Below are 17,980 nucleotides of genomic sequence, written 5' to 3'. Positions count from 1 at the left end.
ATCGGGGGGGCGCGAACGCCCCCCGCAAGACATTTAGATCTTCAGGCCGCCTTCACGCGCGGCGTCGGCCAGGGCCTTCACCTTGCCGTGGAACAGGAACCCGCCACGATCGAAGTAGGCTTCGGTCACGCCAGCTTTCTTGGCACGCTCGGCAAGAGCGGCACCAACCTTGGCGGCGGCTTCGATGTTGTTCTTGCCGACCACGCCGAGATCTTTCTCGAGCGAGGAGGCAGAAGCGAGGGTGACGCCGTTCACATCGTCGATCAACTGGGCGCTGATGTTCTTGTTCGAACGGTGCACCGACACGCGCATCTTGCCGTCGTTGACCTTGCGAAGCTTGTTCCGGACGCGCAGGCGACGCTTCAGAAACAGGGTACGTTTGCTGTTTGCCATCTGTCTGGTCCTTACTTCTTCTTGCCTTCCTTGCGGAAGATGTACTCGCCCTTGTAGCGGATACCCTTGCCCTTGTAGGGCTCGGGCTTGCGCCACTCGCGGATGTTGGCAGCAACCTGCCCCACCAGCTGTTGGTCGATACCTTCCACAACGATTTCGGTCTGCTTGGGCGCGGTCACGGTCACGCCAGCGGGGATTTCGAAATCCACGTCGTGGCTGTAGCCGAGAGCGAGCTTGAGCGTGTTGCCCTGCATGTTGGCACGGTAACCAACCCCGGTGATCTCGAGCTCTTTCTTGAAGCCCTCGGTCACGCCGGTCACAAGGTTTTCCACCTGGCTGCGGGACATGCCCCACTGCTGACGGGCCCGCTTGGACATGCCACGCGGGGTGACCTTGATGACGTTGTCTTCAACGGTCAGGGTCACATCGTCGGTTGCGGTGAAGCTGCGGGTCCCTTTCGGGCCCTTCACTTCGATGGTCTGGCCGGAGATGGTCGCCGAAACACCCGACGGCATCTCGACCGGCTTTTTCCCAATACGAGACATAGCCAATCCTCCTTAGAAGACCGTGCAAATCACTTCGCCACCAACATTGTTGGCGCGAGCGTTCGCATCCGACATCACACCCTTGGGGGTGGAGACAATCGACACACCCAGGCCCTGACGGACCGACGGGATGTCCTTGACGCCCATGTAGACGCGACGGCCGGGCTTGGAGACCCGCTTGAGTTCGCGAATGACAGGGGTGCCTTCGTAGTACTTCAGGCTGATTTCAAAGGCCGGGTGGCCGTTGACATCAGTCGAGCTTTCATAGCCGCGGATGTAGCCTTCGTCGGCCAGCACATCCAGAACCCACGCACGCAGCTTGGAGGCGGGGGTCGACACGGTCGACTTGCCACGCATCTGGCCGTTGCGGATACGGGTCAGCATATCACCGATAGGATCGTTCATTTCTCAACCCTCCTTACCAGCTGGACTTGACCAGACCGGGAATCTCGCCGTTCGAGCCAAGCTCGCGCAGCATGATCCGGCTGACCTTGAGCTTACGGTAGTAGGCGTGGGGACGCCCCGTCAGCTGGCAGCGGTTGTGAAGACGGGTGGGCGAGCTGTTGCGGGGCAGCTTGGCCAGGGCCAGGCGCGCCTTGAAACGCTCTTCCATCGACTTCGTTTCATCGTTCGCGATTTCTTTCAGCGCGGCGCGCTTGGCGGCGTATTGCGCCACCAGCTTTTCACGCTTCTTTTCGCGTTCGACCATGGATTTCTTAGCCATTTCTCTATCTCCTCCCGCGCGTCACGAGTTGAAGGGCATGTTGAAAAGCTTCAACAGCGCCTTGGCTTCCGCGTCGGTTTTCGCGGTGGTGCAGATGACGATGTCCATCCCCCAAACTTCGTCGACTTTGTCGAAGTTGATTTCGGGGAAGACGATGTGTTCCTTCAGGCCGGTGGCATAGTTGCCGCGGCCGTCGAAGGAGGTGCCCGAAACGCCGCGGAAGTCGCGGATACGGGGCATCGCCACGGTGATCAGACGATCGAGGAATTCATACATCCGGTCGCCGCGCAGGGTGACCTTGGCACCGAGCGGCATGTCTTCACGGACGCGGAAGCCGGCGATCGACTTCTTGGCCTTGGTGGTGACAGCGCGCTGACCGGCGATGGTGGTCAGATCGTCGACAGCCGACTTGGCTTTCTTGGAATCGCGCACCGCTTCGGCACCACAGCCGATGTTGAGCACGATCTTGTCCAGGCGCGGGATCTGCATGTCGTTCTTGTAGCCGAACTCTTCTTTCAGAGCGGCCTTGATCGACGCAGCGTACTGGGCCTTCAGACGCGGGGTGTAGTTCGCGGTATCGAGCATCAGATCACGTCTCCCGTGGTCTTGGCGAAACGAACCTTCTTGTCGCCTTCCACGCGGAAGCCAACGCGGGTCGCCTTGCCATTGGCATCGACGATGGCCAGGTTCGACAGGTCGATCGGCATCGCCTTCGGCGTGCGGCCACCCTGGCTGGTCTGGCTTTGCTTGACGTGACGGATGGCGATGTTCACGCCTTCGACGACGGCCTTGCCGGCCTTCGGATCGACGGACGCGATTTCACCGGTCTTGCCCTTGTCCTTACCGGCAAGAACGACGACCTTGTCACCTTTTTTCAGCTTGGCGGCCATTAGAGCACCTCCGGAGCGAGCGAGATGATCTTCATGAAGTTCTTGGCACGCAGTTCGCGCACGACCGGCCCGAAGATACGGGTACCGACCGGTTCACCTGCGTTGTTCAGGATCACGGCGGCGTTACGGTCAAAGCGGATTGCGGTGCCGTCTTCACGACGGACTTCTTTGGCGGTGCGCACGACGACGGCCTTGCGGACGTCCCCTTTTTTCACGCGACCACGCGGGATGGCTTCCTTGACGGAAACGACAATGATGTCGCCGACCGACGCATAGCGACGGTGCGAACCACCCAGAACCTTGATGCACTGAACCCGGCGAGCGCCAGAGTTATCAGCAACATCCAGATTGGTCTGCATCTGGATCATTTGGTTTCTCCCGACCTTTGGGGGGGCTTGCAGTTTGCCCTAGTCCCCAGGGTTTCGATTAACTGGAGTGTCCCCGCCCCTAGGAGGCGATGACCTCCCAGCGTTTGGTCTTCGACTTCGGCGCACATTCCTGGATACGGACGGTATCGCCGACGTTGAATTGGTTGGTCTCGTCGTGAGCCCGGTACTTCTTGGACTTACGGACGGTCTTTTGCAGCAGCGGGTGCTTGAAACGACGTTCGACCTGAACGGTGACGGTTTGGGCGTTCTGGTTCGACGTCACGACACCCTGAAGAATACGCTTGGGCATGGATCAGGCCTCCGACGCGGCAGCGGCCGCTTTTTCGTTCAGGATGGTGTTCACACGGGCAACGGACCGCTTGACGGTGCGCATGCGTGCAGTGTTCTCAAGCTGGCCGGTGGCCTGCTGGAAGCGCAGGTTGAAGGCTTCCTTCTTCAGGTTGACAAGCTCTTCCCGGAGCTGGTCCGGGGTCTTGTCGCGCAGTTCATTGGCGTTCATCGCCTTTTTCCTTTCAACATCACCGGCGAGCCGCCCATAAGGGCGTGACCCGATTCTCCGGTGGAGTGGGTGTAGAAGTGGGCCGTATAGGGGGGTTCCGGGGGGTTGGCAAGGACTGTTTTCCGGGTTTCCTGCCGAGGCGTCCGTCCCCGCCCCAGATGTAGCGGTTCGCGGGACGAAGGCCAATAAACAAAAGCCTCTCGCGCCGGAAAACGCCCTGCGCTATGACGGGCGCATGGCTGATATCAAATCCCTCTTCGTGACCCGCCTTTACCGTGCCGAACTGTCCGAGTTCGGCACCCCCGTGGACAATGACGAACTGGTCGCCTCCTGCTATTCCATCGCGGAGGATGACGAGGCCGGGCAGGAATGGTGCGAAGAGAAGGGATACCCCGGATACACCTCTTACGCCTCGCTGACCGACCTGCCCTGGCGGTTCCCGGTGTTCAAGCAGATCGCCGATGCGCTGGACCAGCATGTCGCGGCCTTTGCCGAGGATCTGGAGTTCGATCTGGACGGGCGGGCGCTGGTGCTGGAGGACCTGTGGATCAACATCCTGCCGGAAGGCGGGATGCATTCGTCGCACATCCACCCCCATTCGGTGATTTCCGGCACCACCTATGTGCAGATGCCCGACGGGGCCAGCGCGCTGAAGCTGGAAGACCCGCGGTCGGCCCGGATGATGGCCGCCCCGACCCGCAAGAAGGGCGCGCGGGAAGGGCTGCAGACCTTCGTCTACGCCGCGCCCAAGGTGGGCGAGGTGCTGCTATGGGAAAGCTGGCTGCGGCACGAGGTGCCGATGAACATGGCCGAGGACGACCGGATTTCGGTGAGCTTCAACTACCGGTGGGAGTGAGGGGGCTTTTCAGGGCTATTGCGGAAGAACTGTTTCGGGTTCGTCCGCGGCGCCATGTCATCACGCGCTACAATACAGTAGATCTGTCCGATGATCTGGACGATCTTTATCTCTTGTCGGCAATCGAACGGACATTCGACATCACATTCGCAGAAGGCGAAGCCCAAAGGGTCTATACCGTCGGAGAGATGGTTGATCTGGTAGCGGGCAAGACGGGGGGCGATCCCGATCTGGTGTTCGCCCGCCTGACGGTGACCATTCAGGAGTTCACCGGAATCGATTTTCAGGTCGACCGGGATACAACGTTCTTTGCCAAAGTCGCCAAGCCTCGCGAGCAGGGCCGAAAGCCTTAGCGATCGATCCAGTAGGCACACGCCCGCCGTGTGGCGGGCCGGGCGTGTGCCGGGCCGCAGGCGTCCCGGCGGGTTCTGGATGGCCAGGCATGGAAACAGGAAACCCCCGCCGATTTCTCGGCGGGGGCTAGTTTTTCTCTGGTCCGATCGGGCGGGGCCGCAATTGGCTTTGCCAATCGCTTTACCCCGCACGGTCAAATCCAATGGATTTGACCGGTTACCAGTCTTCCCGGACGACGGTGCGGGTCTTGACCGGAAGTTTCATCGCGGCGAGGCGCAGGGCTTCGCGAGCGATTTCTTCGTTCACACCGTCGATTTCGAACATCACGCGGCCCGGCTTGACCTTGCAGGTCCACCGGTCAACGGAGCCCTTACCTTTACCCATACGAACTTCGATGGGCTTGGCGGTGACGGGGGTGTCCGGGAAGATGCGGATCCAGACCCGGCCCTGACGCTTCATGTGACGGGTCAGGGCACGACGGGCAGCCTCGATCTGGCGCGCGGTGACGCGCTCCGGCTCGGTGGCTTTCAGACCGTAGGTGCCGAAGTTCAGGTCAGACCCGCCCTTCGCCTGACCCTTGATCCGGCCTTTGTGCATCTTGCGGAATTTCGTGCGCTTCGGTTGCAGCATCTGTTCTACTCCTTAGCGACGGCCACCGGCACCGCGGGGCGCGGGGCCATCCTGCAGTTCGGCAGCTTTGCGGTCACGCGCGCTCGGGTCATGTTCCATGATCTCGCCTTTGAAGATCCAGACCTTGATCCCGATGATACCATAGGGGGTCATTGCTTCGGAGAGAGCATAGTCGATGTCGGCACGCAGGGTGTGCAGCGGCACGCGACCTTCGCGATACCATTCAGTCCGTGCGATTTCCGCACCGCCAAGACGGCCGGCAACGTTCACGCGGATGCCGAGGGCACCCATACGCATGGCGTTTTGCACGGCGCGCTTCATGGCGCGGCGGAAGGACACGCGGCGTTCAAGCTGCTGCGCGATGGATTCACCCACAAGGGCAGCGTCCAGTTCGGGCTTGCGCACTTCAACGATGTTGAGGTGCAGTTCGCTCGAGGTCAGGTTCGCAAGCTTCTTGCGGAGCGTTTCGATATCGGCGCCTTTTTTGCCAATGATCACGCCCGGACGTGCAGTGTGAATGGTCACACGGCACTTCTTGTGCGGACGTTCGATGATGACGCGGCTGACGCCGGCCTGCTTGCACTCTTTCTTCACGAAGTCCTTGATCTTGAGGTCTTCGAGCAGAAGGTTGCCATAGTCCTTGGTGTCGGCGTACCAGCGGCTGTCCCAGGTGCGGTTGACCTGAAGGCGCATCCCGACGGGATTGACTTTGTTACCCATTAGGCTTGCTCCTCGACTTGACGCACCGTGATGGTCAGTTCCGAAAACGGCTTGATGATCTTGCCGAACCGGCCACGCGCCCGCGGGCGACCGCGCTTCATGATCAGGTTCTTGCCGACATAAGCCTCGGCGACGACGAGTTCATCGACATCCAGGTTGTGGTTGTTCTCGGCGTTGGCGATTGCGGACTGAAGGCATTTCTTCACGTCCTGCGCGATCCGCTTTTTCGAGAAGGTCAGATCGGCCAGGGCCTTTTCCACCTTCTTGCCACGGATCATGCCGGCGACGAGGTTCAGTTTCTGCGGGCTGGTGCGAAGCATGCGCAGTTTTGCCATTGCTTCGTTGTCGGCCACGCGGCGGGGGTTCTGTGCCTTGCCCATGACTTACTTCCGCTTCGCTTTTTTGTCGGCAGCATGCCCGTAGTAGGTACGGGTCGGCGAATATTCACCGAACTTCTGGCCGATCATGTCCTCGGTCACGTTGACCGGAATGTGCTTCTGGCCGTTGTAGACGGCAAACGTCAGACCCACGAATTGGGGCAGGATCGTCGACCGGCGGGACCAGATCTTGATGACTTCGTTCTTGCCCGACTCGCGAACAGCTTCGGCTTTCTTAAGCACGTAAGCGTCAACGAACGGACCTTTCCAAACAGAGCGTGCCATGTGTTAGCGCCCTTTCTTGGCGTGACGCGAGCGAAGGATGAGCTTCTGCGACGCCTTGTTCTTGTTGCGGGTCCGACGACCCTTCGTGTCCTTGCCCCAGGGGGTAACCGGGGTCCGGCCACCCGAGGTGCGGCCTTCACCACCACCGTGCGGGTGGTCGATCGGGTTCATCGCGACACCGCGGACCGACGGACGCTTGCCGTAGTGGCGGACGCGACCGGCCTTGCCGAGGTTCTGGTTCGAGTTGTCGGGGTTGGACACGGCACCGACGGTGGCCATGCATTCCTGACGCACCAGACGCAGTTCGCCCGAGGACAGACGGATCTGGGCATAGCCCCCGTCACGACCAACGAACTGGGCGTAGGTGCCTGCAGCACGGGCGATCTGGCCGCCTTTGCCGGGCTTCATTTCGATGTTGTGAACGATCGTCCCGATCGGCATCCCCGAGAAGGGCATCGCGTTGCCCGGCTTGATGTCAGCCTTGGTCGAAGCGATGACCTTGTCGCCAACAGCCAGACGCTGCGGGGCAAGGATGTAGGCCTGTTCGCCGTCTTCGTACTGGACGAGGGCGATGAAGGCGGTCCGGTTCGGGTCATATTCGATGCGAACGACGGTCGCGGAGATGTCGAACTTGTTCCGCTTGAAGTCCACGATGCGATAGAGACGCTTTGCGCCACCACCACGACGACGTGCCGTGATCCGTCCGGTGTTGTTCCGACCGCCCTTTTTGGTCAGACCCTCGGTGAGGGACTTGACCGGACGACCTTTCCAAAGCTCCGAACGGTCGATCAGCACCAGCCCACGCTGGCCAGGCGTCGTCGGTTTATACGACTTGAGTGCCATGTTTTCTGTCTTCCGTTGCTTTGCGGGCGGTAAGGCCCGGCAGGTGAAGGGCCCCGAAGGTCCCCATAGTCAAAAACACACGGCCCCGGACGAATCCGGGGCTGTGGATGGGCGGGGTTTAGAGGGGGATGGGGGTGGGGTCAAGGGCGTTAGAAAGGGATTTCGTCGTCCAAGTCGTATTCACTTGGCTTGGTACGTTCACACGCTTCAAGCCTTGCAATGATATTCTCGACTACGACCACCCGCTTTTCAGTGGGCAAACTGCGGATGAACTCAAGGAAGTCCTGGATAGCCCGCACCTCTATAGACCGATTGGTCCAATATCGAAATTCCCCCTTGACGAAGATCTTAACAAGTTGGTTCGGCGCAGGAAGGAACTCTTCTAACATTGAATTCCGATACAGATTGCTAAGATCAGCGGTAATTTTGTCAGCATCGCGCTCAAATCGAGCATCTGAACCCACAGTGGAAATCACCGATGAAAGGCCGTCTGCAAAGCACCGATAAACGGAGACCTCCTCCTTGGAAAATGACAACTCCTGAAACTTTCCTCGGCTTACTTCGGATTGCAGTTCTTGGAAGCTTTCGATCCGAAGCTCACGGTCAAGCTCACACATTTTTTGGACCAAGCTATTGTATCGGAAATTGGTGAGCTTTCCGTCAGACAATGCGTGCTCAAATAGTTTCCCCACAAAATATACTTCCGTTTGGAAATCGTAGATACCTACTCCAAACTCCGGGGGAGTTTCGCACCACCAGTTTAGCGAAATACTCTTCCTTTCAGCCAACCTTTCACTAGTGATCGAGCTTTTTCCAAAACCAAAGTCGATGATCTTGGGCGAGCCGTCTGATTGAACCAGAATGTTCGCTGGACGGATATCCCTATGAAGAACGCCTTGACGCTGAAGATGCATGAAGCCTTCGACAATTCCTTCAAAAACACGATCAGCGTCAGACGGTCTCTCCGCCAAAAACGCCAATATCTCTGACCCTTCAACATATTCCATCAATATGTAGGCGGTCTTCTTCTCGCTATAGTCGTAGAAGTTGAAAACCCGCACGACGTTCGGGTGGTTGAGTTTGAACAGTATTCGTGCCTCATCTCTAAACCGCTCGAACAACTCGCCAAATAGTTCCTTGTCGTCATCTTCACTGATGAGCGGTGAATATTTCTTGGCTACAAAATCTGCGGCCATCGACTCGTCGCGCAACTGTATCGTCTCGCCGCAAGCTCCTTCTCCGAGCTTGCGGACAACCTTGTATTTCATAGGTCGGTTGAATTCTACCTGACCTCTCATGCCGTGTGCCTCTCAAATGTATCGGAACCGAATCTAATCATCATAATAGAGCAAAAAGGCCCCGAGGGCTTTCGCCTAGGGGGCTTTGTCATTTCTAGGGGGCGAATTTGACCGCCGGCAACGGCGGGCGCGTCGCTGCTGTTGCCTAGCGGCCCAGAAGCCGTTTCAGGAGTGAGCCGGATTTGGGGCTGGGGGCGGTGTCCTGGGCCGGGGCCAGCGGGACGGCGGACTGAAGTTTGGTCGCCGGGGTGTCGGGCCGTGCGGTTGTGACGGGCCGGGCCGGGGCCACCGGTTTCGCGGGCGCGCGCATGTGCGGCGGCGTCTGCAACGGCAGGACATGCGACGCGGAGGGTTTCTGGGCCTGCGGCTGCGCAGGTTTCGGGGCCGGCTGCGGGGCAACGGCCGGGGCCTGTTTCCGCTCGGCTGTCGCGGCCTGCTGCTTGATCACCTCTTGCACGGCGGCCCTGTCGCCGGTCCGTGCCAGTTCCTCGTCCAGCAGCTCTTTGATCGACTTCAGCGTGACAGCCGTCTCTTCCTTGCCCGAAACGCCGGAGAGCGGTTCAATGCGACCATATTCCATGTTCGACCACCTTTTGATCTGGCCCGACCCATTCTGGGTCACACGGGGCACTACAACCCCCGATTACGCCAGCCAAAAACGGCGATATCGCGGCAGGACCAAGGCAAGTTGGTGCGCTTGCGGGTCCATGGCGCGCGCAAAGAAAAACCCCGGCCGCTGTCGCAGCCGGGGTTCAATGCGTTCCCGATGTGCGGGCCTTAGAGGCCGGTCGACACGTCGATGGTGTTGCCTTCGGCCAGCGTCACATAGGCTTTCTTGACGTCAGCGCGCTTGCCGAGGGAGCCCCGGAACCGCTTGACCTTGCCCTTGGTGATGGTGGTGTTGACGGCCTTCACCTTCACACCAAAGAGAGCCTCGACAGCTTCCTTGATCTGCGGCTTGTTGGCGTCCATGGCCACTTCGAAGACGATCGCACCGTTTTCCGACGCCATGGTCGCTTTTTCGGTGATGATCGGCTTGCGGATCACGTCGTAGTGTTCTGCTTTCGCGCTCATTTCAGACGAGCCTCCAGAGCTTCGACACCAGCCTTGGTGAGCACGAGCGTGTCACTGCGGAGGATGTCGTAGACGTTGGCACCCATCGAGGGGAGCACGTCCAGGTTGGCGATGTTGCGCGCAGCCTTGGCGAAGTTTTCGTTCACCGCGGCCCCGTCGATGACGAGTGCACGCTTCCAGCCCAGAGCGTTGACCTGCTTGGCCAGCGCGCCGGTCTTGGCTTCTTTCACGTCAGCCACGTCCAGGATGACCAGCTCGCCCGCCTTCAGCTTGGCCGACAGCGCATGGCGCAGGCCCAGCTTGCGGAACTTCTTGGTCAGGTCGTGGGCGTGCGACCGCGGGGTCGGGCCCTTGTAGACGCCACCGTGACGGAAGATCGGGGCCTTCTTGGAACCGTGACGTGCGCCACCGGTGCCCTTCTGGCGGTAGATCTTCTTGGTCGAGTAGCTGACTTCCGACTTGGTCAGGACCGAGTGAGTCCCGGCCATGGCCTTGTTCCGCTGCCAGCGAACGACGCGGTGCAGGATGTCGGCGCGGGGCTCGAGGCCGAAGATCTCGTCCGAGAGATCGACAGCGCCGGCGGCTTTGCCGTCAAGCTTGATCGCTTCAGCCTTCATTGTTCTCGCCTCCTTCAGCGGCTTCAGCCGAGGCGTCAGCAGCGGTTGCAGCGGTCACGGCAGACCGCAGCGCGGCCGGGGTAACCAGGTTTTCAGGGAGCGGCTTTTTCACGGCGTCCTTGATGGTGACCCAGCCACCCTTGGAGCCCGGAACGGCGCCCTTCACCATGATCAGGCCACGGTCCACATCGGTGCGGACGACCTGCAGGTTCTGGGTGGTGACACGGGCAGCGCCCATGTGACCGGCCATTTTCTTGCCCTTGAAGATACGGCCCGGATCCTGACACTGGCCGACCGACCCGTGCGAACGGTGCGAAATCGACACACCGTGCGAGGCCCGCAGACCGCCGAAGTTGTGCCGCTTCATGGCACCGGCAAAGCCTTTACCGATCGAGGTGCCGGACACGTCAACGAATTGGCCTTCGTTGTAGTGGCTGGCGACGATCTCTTCGCCGACTTCGATGAGGTTGTCGGGGGAAACGCGGAATTCCGCGACCTTCCGCTTGGGTTCAACCTTGGCAGCGGCGAAGTGGCCACGCATGGCCTTCGTCGTCCGCTTGGCCTTGGCCGTGCCGGCGCCCAGCTGAACAGCGGTGTAGCCGTCCTTGTCCTGGGTCCGCTGGGCCACAACCTGCAGGTTGTCCAGCTGAAGAACGGTCACAGGGATCTGCTTGCCGTCTTCCATGAACAGTCGGGTCATGCCGACTTTTTTCGCGATAACGCCAGAGCGCAACATAGCTGGTGCCCTCCTTAGACCTTGATCTCGACATCCACGCCAGCGGCGAGGTCGAGCTTCATCAGGGCGTCAACGGTCTGCGGGGTCGGGTCCACGATATCAAGCAGGCGCTTGTGGGTGCGGATCTCGAACTGGTCACGCGACTTCTTGTCGATGTGCGGACCGCGCAGAACGGTGAATTTCTCGATCTTGTTCGGCAGCGGAATCGGCCCGCGCACGGATGCGCCGGTCCGCTTCGCGGTGCTTACGATCTCGGCGGTGGACGCATCCAGAACGCGATAATCGAAAGCCTTGAGCCGAATGCGAATGTTTTGGCTTTGGACTGCCATTTTCATTGCCTTTCGCGGCTTAAGGTTGAGAGGTGAGAGGAGCGGGATTGCCCTGCCACGTCGAACCCGAATTCAACGGTGTGGGGCGGGCCTTACAGCCCGCCCCACGAAATTGCAATCACCGAATTATTCGATGATTTTCGACACGACGCCTGCGCCGACGGTGCGGCCGCCTTCGCGGATGGCGAAGCGCAGGCCGTCTTCCATGGCGATCGGCGCGATCAGTTCGACGCCGAACTTCAGGTTGTCGCCCGGCATCACCATCTCGGTGCCGGCCGGCAGTTCAACGGTCCCGGTCACGTCGGTGGTCCGGAAGTAGAACTGCGGGCGGTAGTTGGCGAAGAACGGGGTGTGACGGCCGCCTTCTTCCTTGGTCAGGATGTAGGCTTCGGCTTCGAACTTGGTGTGCGGCTTCACCGAACCCGGCTTGCACAGCACCTGGCCACGCTCGACGCCTTCACGGTCAACACCACGCAGCAGGGCGCCGATGTTGTCGCCGGCCTCACCACGGTCCAGCAGCTTGCGGAACATTTCCACACCGGTGCAGGTGGTCTTCTTGGTGTCGCGGATGCCGACGATTTCAATCTCGTCGCCAACGTTGATCACGCCACGCTCCACACGACCGGTCACAACCGTGCCGCGGCCGGAGATCGAGAACACGTCTTCGATCGGCATCAGGAACGGCAGGTCAACCGCACGGGCCGGGGTCGGGATGTAGCTGTCGACAGCTTCCATCAGCGCGCGGATCGAGTTCTCGCCGATCTCGGCGTCGCGGCCTTCCATGGCGGCCAGGGCCGAGCCACGGATGATCGGAATATCGTCGCCCGGGTATTCGTAGGAGGTCAGAAGCTCGCGGATTTCCATTTCCACCAGTTCCAGCAGCTCTTCGTCGTCAACCTGGTCGACCTTGTTCATGTAGACGACCATGTAGGGGATGCCCACCTGGCGGCCCAGCAGGATGTGCTCGCGGGTCTGCGGCATCGGGCCGTCAGCAGCGTTCACAACCAGGATCGCGCCGTCCATCTGGGCAGCACCGGTGATCATGTTCTTCACATAGTCGGCGTGGCCGGGGCAGTCGACGTGGGCGTAGTGACGGTTCTCGGTCTCGTATTCCACGTGAGCGGTCGAGATGGTGATCCCGCGGGCCTTCTCTTCCGGCGCGCCGTCAATCTGGTCATACGCACGGAAGTCACCGAAATACTTCGTGATCGCAGCGGTCAACGTGGTCTTGCCGTGGTCAACGTGACCAATGGTCCCGATGTTCACGTGCGGCTTATTACGTTCAAACTTTTCCTTAGCCATTGTGGCCTCCTTGATGTGTCGCGGTGCGTTGAAACACGCACCCTACAGGGGTGGTAGGGTGGGCCAGACGGCCCACCGCAGTTAGGCGAATTTCTTCTGGATCTCGTCCGACAGGTTCTGCGGGACGGGGTCGTAGTGGTCGAACTGCATCGTGAACTGCGCGCGGCCCGAAGACATGGAACGCAGCGTGTTGATGTAGCCGAACATGTTGGCCAGCGGCACCATCGCGTCGATGGCGATGGCGTTGCCGCGGGTGTCCTGACCCTGCACCTGACCCCGACGCGATGTCAGGTCGCCGATGATCCCGCCGGTGTATTCTTCCGGGGTAATCACTTCGACCTTCATCACCGGTTCCAGCAGCTTGGCGCCAGCTTTCCGCATCCCTTCGCGCATGCACATACGGGCAGCGATTTCGAAGGCCAGAACGCTGGAGTCCACGTCGTGGAACTTACCGTCGACCAGAGCAACCTTGAAGTCGATCACCGGGAAGCCAGCCAGCGGGCCGGAGTCCATAACCGAGGTGATGCCCTTTTCCACGCCCGGAACGTATTCCTTCGGCACGGCACCGCCGACGATGCGGGATTCGAAGGAGTAGCCTTCGCCCGGCTCGGTCGGGGTGATGATGAGCTTGACCTCGGCGTACTGACCCGAACCACCCGACTGTTTCTTGTGGGTGTAGGTGTGTTCGACCTCGTGCGAAATGGTTTCGCGGTAGGCCACCTGCGGAGCACCGATGTTTGCTTCGACCTTGAATTCGCGCTTCAGACGATCGACGAGGATGTCGAGGTGAAGTTCGCCCATGCCCTTCATGATGGTCTGGCCCGACTCGATGTCGGTTTCGACGCGGAAGGACGGGTCTTCGGCGGCAAGCCGCTGCAGGCCCTGGGACATCTTTTCCTGGTCAGCCTTGGTCTTGGGTTCGACCGCGATCTCGATCACCGGATCCGGGAAGGTCATGGTTTCCAGCACGACCGGATCGTTGACGGCGCAGAGCGTGTCACCGGTGGTGGTGTCTTTCAGACCTGCCAGGGCGATGATGTCGCCGGCGAAGGCTTCGGTGATCTCGTCCTGCTTGTTGGAGTGCATCATCACCATACGGCCGATGCGCTCTTTCTTGCCTTTGGTCGAGTTCAGCAGGGTGTCGCCCTTGGCCAGCTTTCCCGAGTAGATCCGGGTGAAGGTCAGGGTGCCCATGTAGGGGTCGTTCATGATCTTGAACGCGAGACCCGAGAACGGCATGTCATCATCCGCACGGCGGGCGATGTTGCGGGTTTCGGTCTCGTCGCCCGGCTTGAAGCCCATGTAATCAACCACGTCGAGCGGGCTCGGCAGGTAGTCGATTACGGCGTTCAGAAGCGGCTGGACGCCCTTGTTCTTGAAGGCGGAACCGCCAAGAACCGGAACGAAGGTCAGCGACAGCGTGCCCTTGCGCAGCAGTTTGCGCAGGGTCGGCACGTCGGGCTCTTCGCCTTCGAGGTAGGCCATCATCGCGTCGTCGTCCATTTCGACGGCGGCTTCGATCATCTTGCCACGCCATTCGTCAGCCATGTCCTTCAGGCTGTCGCGGATGTCTTCCTGAACCCAGGACGCACCCAGATCGTCGCCGCGCCAGACCCATTCTTTCATGGTGACGAGGTCGATCAGGCCTTCCAGTTCGTTTTCAGCACCGATCGGAATACCAACGGGCACGGCGCGGGCGCCGGTGCGGTCTTCGATCATGCGAACACAGTTGAAGAAGTCGGCGCCGATCTTGTCCATCTTGTTGACGAACACGATGCGCGGAACCTTGTAGCGGTCAGCCTGACGCCACACGGTTTCGGTCTGGGGTTCGACACCGGCGTTGGCGTCGAGCACGGCAACGGCACCGTCGAGCACGGCCAGCGAACGTTCGACTTCGATGGTGAAGTCAACGTGGCCGGGGGTGTCGATGATGTTCATCCGGTGCTTCGGCGTGTCCGGGGTCACGCCGTCTTCGGTGCGTTCCCAGAAGGTGGTGGTCGCAGCCGAGGTGATCGTGATCCCACGTTCCTGTTCCTGCTCCATCCAGTCCATGGTGGCGGCACCATCGTGCACTTCACCGATGTTGTGGGATTTGCCGGTGTAAAACAGGATCCGCTCGGAGCAGGTGGTCTTGCCTGCGTCGATGTGGGCCATGATGCCGAAGTTGCGGTAGCGGTCGAGGGGATAATCGCGAGCCATGGAAAGGTCTTCCTCTTACCAGCGGTAGTGGCTGAACGCTTTGTTCGCGTCGGCCATCTTGTGGGTGTCTTCCCGCTTTTTCACAGCCGAACCGCGGCCGTTGACCGCGTCCAGAAGCTCGCCTGCAAGGCGCTCTTCCATGGTGTTTTCATTGCGGGAGCGCGAAGCGGTGATCAGCCAGCGGATGGCGAGCGCTTCACGGCGTTCGGGGCGAACTTCGACCGGAACCTGGTAGGTGGCACCACCAACCCGGCGCGAACGAACTTCGACCGACGGCTTGATGTTGTCCAGCGCCTCATGGAACACTTCCACGGGGGCCTTCTTGAGCTTGCTTTCGACCCGGTCGAAGGCGTTGTAGACGATCCGTTCGGCAACAGATTTTTTGCCATCGATCATCAGGTTGTTCATGAACTTCGTGACAACCCGGTCGCCAAACTTGGCGTCGGGCAGGATTTCACGTTTCTCGGCGGCGTGACGACGCGACATTGCGGTCTCTCCTTACTTCGGACGCTTGGCGCCGTACTTCGAACGGCGCTGCTTACGATCTTTGACACCCTGGGTATCGAGGACACCGCGCAGGATGTGGTAACGGACGCCCGGAAGGTCTTTTACCCGGCCGCCACGGATCAGAACCACCGAGTGTTCCTGAAGGTTGTGGCTTTCACCGGGGATGTAGCTGATCACCTCGAAACCGTTGGTCAGGCGCACCTTGGCGACCTTCCGCATGGCCGAGTTCGGCTTCTTCGGGGTGGTGGTATAGACGCGGGTGCAAACACCACGCTTCTGCGGGCAGCGCTCGAGGTGCTGCGACTTGGACTTGGTGACTTTCGGCTGCCGCGGTTTGCGGATCAGCTGCTGGATCGTTGGCATTGGGCTTTGTTCCCTATCCTACACTAGTGTAGCGGCCCCGTAGGTCCGCGGTTTTCGATGACGTGCCGCACGCGTCCGTAACAGCACAAAAAACCCGCAGTCGATCCCTTACCGGAGGATCGGTGCGGTGTGTCTTCAGAGGATCGGGGAAGTAGTATCCCGGATCATGACCACGACGACTCTGATATCGGGCACGGGAAGACCCCCGGACCCGGATGGGCGGCGTATAGGGGGAGTCGTTCCCCCTGTCAACAGCACCCGGGCGTCAGGGGGTCATCCGGGCATTTCGCCGCGCGACCCGCCGTTCCCGGTGGAAGGTATAGAGCCCCGTGCCCACAAGAATGGCCGCCCCCAGAAGCGTCGGCCAGGCGGGCCAGTCGCCGAAAACAAGGAACCCAAGGACCAGCGCAACCAGCAGGCTGGAGTAGCGGAACGGCGCGACGATGGCGATTTCCCCGATCCGCATGGCCGAGACCGAGGCGACATAGCCGACCATCAGGCAAAGCGCGGCGCCAGCGAGCATCAGCCCCCCTGCCCCGCCGACCGGGACCCAGTCTTCGCGCAGCCCCCCAATGACCCCAAAGGCGGTCACCCCGAGCGCGGCCACGACCGCAACCATCAGGCTGGGCACCCCCGCCGACAGCCGCCGCGCGGCAAGATCCCGCACTGTCACGGCCAGAACCGCGCCGACGCCAAGGACCGAATATATGGTGAACCCCTCGGTTCCCGGCCGCACGATCAGCAGCACCCCCAGAAACCCGACCCCGATCGCCGTCATCCGCCGCCAGCCAACCGGTTCGCCCAGAAAGATCGCGGCGGCCAGTGTCACGGTCAGCGGCAGCGATTGCAGGATCGCCGACAGATTGGCGAGTGGCATATACACAAGCGCGGTCAGGAACAGAAGCGTGCCGACGATCTCGGCCGCGGTGCGCAACCCGATCCGGCCCCAGTCGCGCCGGGGCAGGTTGACCCGCAATTGCCCCCGCCACAGCGCCAGCCCGATCAGCCCGATGGAAATGCCCACGCCCCGCAAGGTGATCGCCTGATAGAACGGCACATGCGCCGCTGCCGCCTTCATGAAGGTGTCGTTGACCGTGAAGGCGGCCATCGACAGCATCATCAAGAGGGCGCCGGTGATATTGGGACTGAGGGCTTTCATGGGCAAAGCATTAGCGGGCGGCTCGGGGAGGCGCCAGAGGGATCGCCCGCTTTGTCCTTTGGGGTCAGGACAGGCTTTGCGCGTAGGCCTCCAGCTGCGTCACGACGGTGCCCCAGCCATCGAAGAAGCCCATGGCTTCGTGGTTCTGGGCGGCCTCCTGCGACCGGTGCCGCGCGGTTGCGGTATAGATGGTCCCGCCGTTGCCATCGTCCTCTAGGTCAATGATGGCGGTCATGAAGGGGTCGGCCGCTGGCTTCCAACCTTCGCTGTAGCCATCGGTGAAGACCAGCCGCGTGCCCGGCACGATTTCCAGATAGACGCCTGTGTTTTCCATCACGTTCCCTTCCACCTCGAAGGTGGTGTTGAACCGGCCGCCGACCCGCAGGTCGATGTCGCAGGCGGTGACGCTGTGGGGCTTGGGGATGAAGAAATTCTTGATGTGTTCGGGGGTCGTCCAGCATTCCCAGATAAGCTGCCGGGGCGCGGCAAGGGTGCGGGTGAAGGAGAGGTCAGTCTGAGGGTCAAGGTTCATCGGGATCGTCTTTCAGAAGTGAAGTCACATAGGTGTCGAGGGTATCGAGGCGTTGTTCCCAGAGGTCTTTCTGTTCGTCGAGCCACGACCGAGCCGGGAGAAAGGCATTGGCCGAGAGGGTGCAGAACCTTGTCCTGCCACTTTTCCGGGTAGCAACCAGTCCGGCCTCTTCCAGCCGCCGCAGGTGCCCCATGAAGGACGGCAACGCCATGTCATGTGGGGCCGCCAGTTCGCTTACGGTTGCCTCGCCGCGCGCAAGGCGGGAAAGGATCGCGCGTCGGGTGGGATCACTCAGCGCCGCGAAACAGAGGTCGAGATTCGCTCCATACTTAGCCATGTAGCTAAGTATGACCGGAAAC

The 17,980-nt window shown here is 60.7% G+C and carries 29 protein-coding genes; 2 read left to right on the top strand and 27 right to left on the bottom strand.

The window, feature by feature from the left end; genetic code table 11:
• Positions 1 to 33: 33 nt before the first annotated feature.
• The 9 genes from rplR to rpmC form a co-directional block, all read right to left on the bottom strand.
• Positions 34 to 393, bottom strand: coding sequence for a 50S ribosomal protein L18 (gene rplR, locus EU803_RS00245; RefSeq protein ID WP_129678850.1), 360 nt, complete (start codon positions 391 to 393; stop codon positions 34 to 36).
• 11 nt (positions 394 to 404) lie between these two features.
• Positions 405 to 938, bottom strand: a complete 534-nt coding sequence (rplF, locus tag EU803_RS00240) for a 50S ribosomal protein L6 (RefSeq protein ID WP_129678849.1) — start codon at positions 936 to 938, stop codon at positions 405 to 407.
• Between the two features lie 12 nt (positions 939 to 950).
• The gene (gene rpsH, locus EU803_RS00235) at positions 951 to 1,343 is read right to left on the bottom strand and encodes a 30S ribosomal protein S8 (protein ID WP_129678848.1); all 393 of its coding nucleotides are present in this window, start codon (positions 1,341 to 1,343) and stop codon (positions 951 to 953) included.
• Between the two features lie 13 nt (positions 1,344 to 1,356).
• On the bottom strand, positions 1,357 to 1,662 hold the full coding sequence (gene rpsN / locus EU803_RS00230) for a 30S ribosomal protein S14 (protein ID WP_129678847.1): 306 nt from the start codon (positions 1,660 to 1,662) through the stop codon (positions 1,357 to 1,359).
• Positions 1,663 to 1,683: 21 nt separating this feature from the next.
• On the bottom strand, positions 1,684 to 2,247 hold the full coding sequence (gene rplE / locus EU803_RS00225) for a 50S ribosomal protein L5 (RefSeq protein WP_129678846.1): 564 nt from the start codon (positions 2,245 to 2,247) through the stop codon (positions 1,684 to 1,686).
• On the bottom strand, positions 2,247 to 2,552 hold the full coding sequence (gene rplX, locus EU803_RS00220) for a 50S ribosomal protein L24 (RefSeq protein ID WP_129678845.1): 306 nt from the start codon (positions 2,550 to 2,552) through the stop codon (positions 2,247 to 2,249). The genes rplE and rplX overlap by 1 nt, the downstream gene beginning before the upstream one ends.
• Entirely contained in the window at positions 2,552 to 2,920 is a 369-nt protein-coding gene (gene rplN / locus EU803_RS00215) for a 50S ribosomal protein L14 (protein WP_038073566.1), read from the bottom strand. Before rplN ends, rplX begins: the two co-directional genes overlap by 1 nt.
• 79 nt (positions 2,921 to 2,999) lie before the next feature.
• Complete coding sequence (gene rpsQ / locus EU803_RS00210; protein ID WP_129678844.1) at positions 3,000 to 3,230, bottom strand: 30S ribosomal protein S17; 231 nt, start codon at positions 3,228 to 3,230, stop codon at positions 3,000 to 3,002.
• A 3-nt stretch (positions 3,231 to 3,233) separates the two neighbouring features.
• Entirely contained in the window at positions 3,234 to 3,440 is a 207-nt protein-coding gene (gene rpmC, locus EU803_RS00205; RefSeq protein WP_129678843.1) for a 50S ribosomal protein L29, read from the bottom strand.
• Between the two features lie 235 nt (positions 3,441 to 3,675).
• On the opposite strand from rpmC, the gene EU803_RS00200 reads away from it, so the two are divergent.
• Together EU803_RS00200 and EU803_RS00195 are read left to right on the top strand one after the other, a co-directional pair.
• On the top strand, positions 3,676 to 4,296 hold the full coding sequence (locus EU803_RS00200) for a 2OG-Fe(II) oxygenase family protein (protein ID WP_129678842.1): 621 nt from the start codon (positions 3,676 to 3,678) through the stop codon (positions 4,294 to 4,296).
• On the top strand, positions 4,293 to 4,649 hold the full coding sequence (locus EU803_RS00195) for a hypothetical protein (protein WP_165352732.1): 357 nt from the start codon (positions 4,293 to 4,295) through the stop codon (positions 4,647 to 4,649). Before EU803_RS00200 ends, EU803_RS00195 begins: the two co-directional genes overlap by 4 nt.
• A gap of 217 nt (positions 4,650 to 4,866) precedes the next feature.
• On the opposite strand, the gene rplP is transcribed toward EU803_RS00195, so the two are convergent.
• From rplP to EU803_RS00105, 18 genes are all read right to left on the bottom strand, one after another.
• Positions 4,867 to 5,280, bottom strand: a complete 414-nt coding sequence (rplP, locus tag EU803_RS00190) for a 50S ribosomal protein L16 (protein WP_129678840.1) — start codon at positions 5,278 to 5,280, stop codon at positions 4,867 to 4,869.
• A gap of 12 nt (positions 5,281 to 5,292) precedes the next feature.
• The gene (gene rpsC / locus EU803_RS00185; protein WP_129678839.1) at positions 5,293 to 6,000 is read right to left on the bottom strand and encodes a 30S ribosomal protein S3; all 708 of its coding nucleotides are present in this window, start codon (positions 5,998 to 6,000) and stop codon (positions 5,293 to 5,295) included.
• A complete protein-coding gene (gene rplV, locus EU803_RS00180) occupies positions 6,000 to 6,380 on the bottom strand; it encodes a 50S ribosomal protein L22 (protein WP_129678838.1) in 381 nt (126 codons plus the stop codon). Before rplV ends, rpsC begins: the two co-directional genes overlap by 1 nt.
• A gap of 3 nt (positions 6,381 to 6,383) precedes the next feature.
• Positions 6,384 to 6,662, bottom strand: a complete 279-nt coding sequence (rpsS, locus tag EU803_RS00175; protein ID WP_129678837.1) for a 30S ribosomal protein S19 — start codon at positions 6,660 to 6,662, stop codon at positions 6,384 to 6,386.
• A 3-nt stretch (positions 6,663 to 6,665) separates the two neighbouring features.
• Positions 6,666 to 7,505 (bottom strand): 50S ribosomal protein L2, encoded by an 840-nt coding sequence (rplB, locus tag EU803_RS00170; protein WP_129678836.1) that lies wholly within the window; start codon positions 7,503 to 7,505, stop codon positions 6,666 to 6,668.
• Between the two features lie 149 nt (positions 7,506 to 7,654).
• The gene (locus tag EU803_RS00165; protein ID WP_165352731.1) at positions 7,655 to 8,773 is read right to left on the bottom strand and encodes a protein kinase; all 1,119 of its coding nucleotides are present in this window, start codon (positions 8,771 to 8,773) and stop codon (positions 7,655 to 7,657) included.
• A 175-nt stretch (positions 8,774 to 8,948) separates the two neighbouring features.
• Entirely contained in the window at positions 8,949 to 9,383 is a 435-nt protein-coding gene (locus tag EU803_RS00160; protein WP_129678834.1) for a hypothetical protein, read from the bottom strand.
• Between the two features lie 197 nt (positions 9,384 to 9,580).
• A complete protein-coding gene (locus tag EU803_RS00155; protein WP_129678833.1) occupies positions 9,581 to 9,877 on the bottom strand; it encodes a 50S ribosomal protein L23 in 297 nt (98 codons plus the stop codon).
• The gene (rplD, locus tag EU803_RS00150) at positions 9,874 to 10,494 is read right to left on the bottom strand and encodes a 50S ribosomal protein L4 (RefSeq protein ID WP_129678832.1); all 621 of its coding nucleotides are present in this window, start codon (positions 10,492 to 10,494) and stop codon (positions 9,874 to 9,876) included. The genes EU803_RS00155 and rplD overlap by 4 nt, the downstream gene beginning before the upstream one ends.
• The gene (gene rplC / locus EU803_RS00145) at positions 10,484 to 11,230 is read right to left on the bottom strand and encodes a 50S ribosomal protein L3 (protein ID WP_129678831.1); all 747 of its coding nucleotides are present in this window, start codon (positions 11,228 to 11,230) and stop codon (positions 10,484 to 10,486) included. Before rplC ends, rplD begins: the two co-directional genes overlap by 11 nt.
• Positions 11,231 to 11,244: 14 nt before the next feature.
• Positions 11,245 to 11,559, bottom strand: coding sequence for a 30S ribosomal protein S10 (rpsJ, locus tag EU803_RS00140; RefSeq protein WP_129678830.1), 315 nt, complete (start codon positions 11,557 to 11,559; stop codon positions 11,245 to 11,247).
• 126 nt (positions 11,560 to 11,685) lie between these two features.
• The gene (tuf, locus tag EU803_RS00135) at positions 11,686 to 12,861 is read right to left on the bottom strand and encodes an elongation factor Tu (protein WP_129678815.1); all 1,176 of its coding nucleotides are present in this window, start codon (positions 12,859 to 12,861) and stop codon (positions 11,686 to 11,688) included.
• An 81-nt stretch (positions 12,862 to 12,942) separates the two neighbouring features.
• Complete coding sequence (fusA, locus tag EU803_RS00130; RefSeq protein ID WP_129678829.1) at positions 12,943 to 15,060, bottom strand: elongation factor G; 2,118 nt, start codon at positions 15,058 to 15,060, stop codon at positions 12,943 to 12,945.
• 15 nt (positions 15,061 to 15,075) lie between these two features.
• Complete coding sequence (rpsG, locus tag EU803_RS00125) at positions 15,076 to 15,546, bottom strand: 30S ribosomal protein S7 (protein WP_129678828.1); 471 nt, start codon at positions 15,544 to 15,546, stop codon at positions 15,076 to 15,078.
• A 12-nt stretch (positions 15,547 to 15,558) separates the two neighbouring features.
• The gene (gene rpsL, locus EU803_RS00120; RefSeq protein WP_129678827.1) at positions 15,559 to 15,930 is read right to left on the bottom strand and encodes a 30S ribosomal protein S12; all 372 of its coding nucleotides are present in this window, start codon (positions 15,928 to 15,930) and stop codon (positions 15,559 to 15,561) included.
• Positions 15,931 to 16,195: 265 nt separating this feature from the next.
• A complete protein-coding gene (locus EU803_RS00115; protein WP_129678826.1) occupies positions 16,196 to 17,089 on the bottom strand; it encodes a DMT family transporter in 894 nt (297 codons plus the stop codon).
• A 64-nt stretch (positions 17,090 to 17,153) separates the two neighbouring features.
• A complete protein-coding gene (locus tag EU803_RS00110; protein WP_129678825.1) occupies positions 17,154 to 17,621 on the bottom strand; it encodes an SRPBCC family protein in 468 nt (155 codons plus the stop codon).
• Complete coding sequence (locus EU803_RS00105) at positions 17,611 to 17,958, bottom strand: metalloregulator ArsR/SmtB family transcription factor (protein WP_129678824.1); 348 nt, start codon at positions 17,956 to 17,958, stop codon at positions 17,611 to 17,613. Before EU803_RS00105 ends, EU803_RS00110 begins: the two co-directional genes overlap by 11 nt.
• Positions 17,959 to 17,980: the final 22 nt, after the last annotated feature.

The organism is Loktanella sp. IMCC34160 (assembly GCF_004145845.1).
Classification (GTDB): domain Bacteria; phylum Pseudomonadota; class Alphaproteobacteria; order Rhodobacterales; family Rhodobacteraceae; genus SELP01.
Note: the sequence above shows the minus strand (reverse complement) of the source record. Positions and strands in the feature narration are given on the sequence as shown.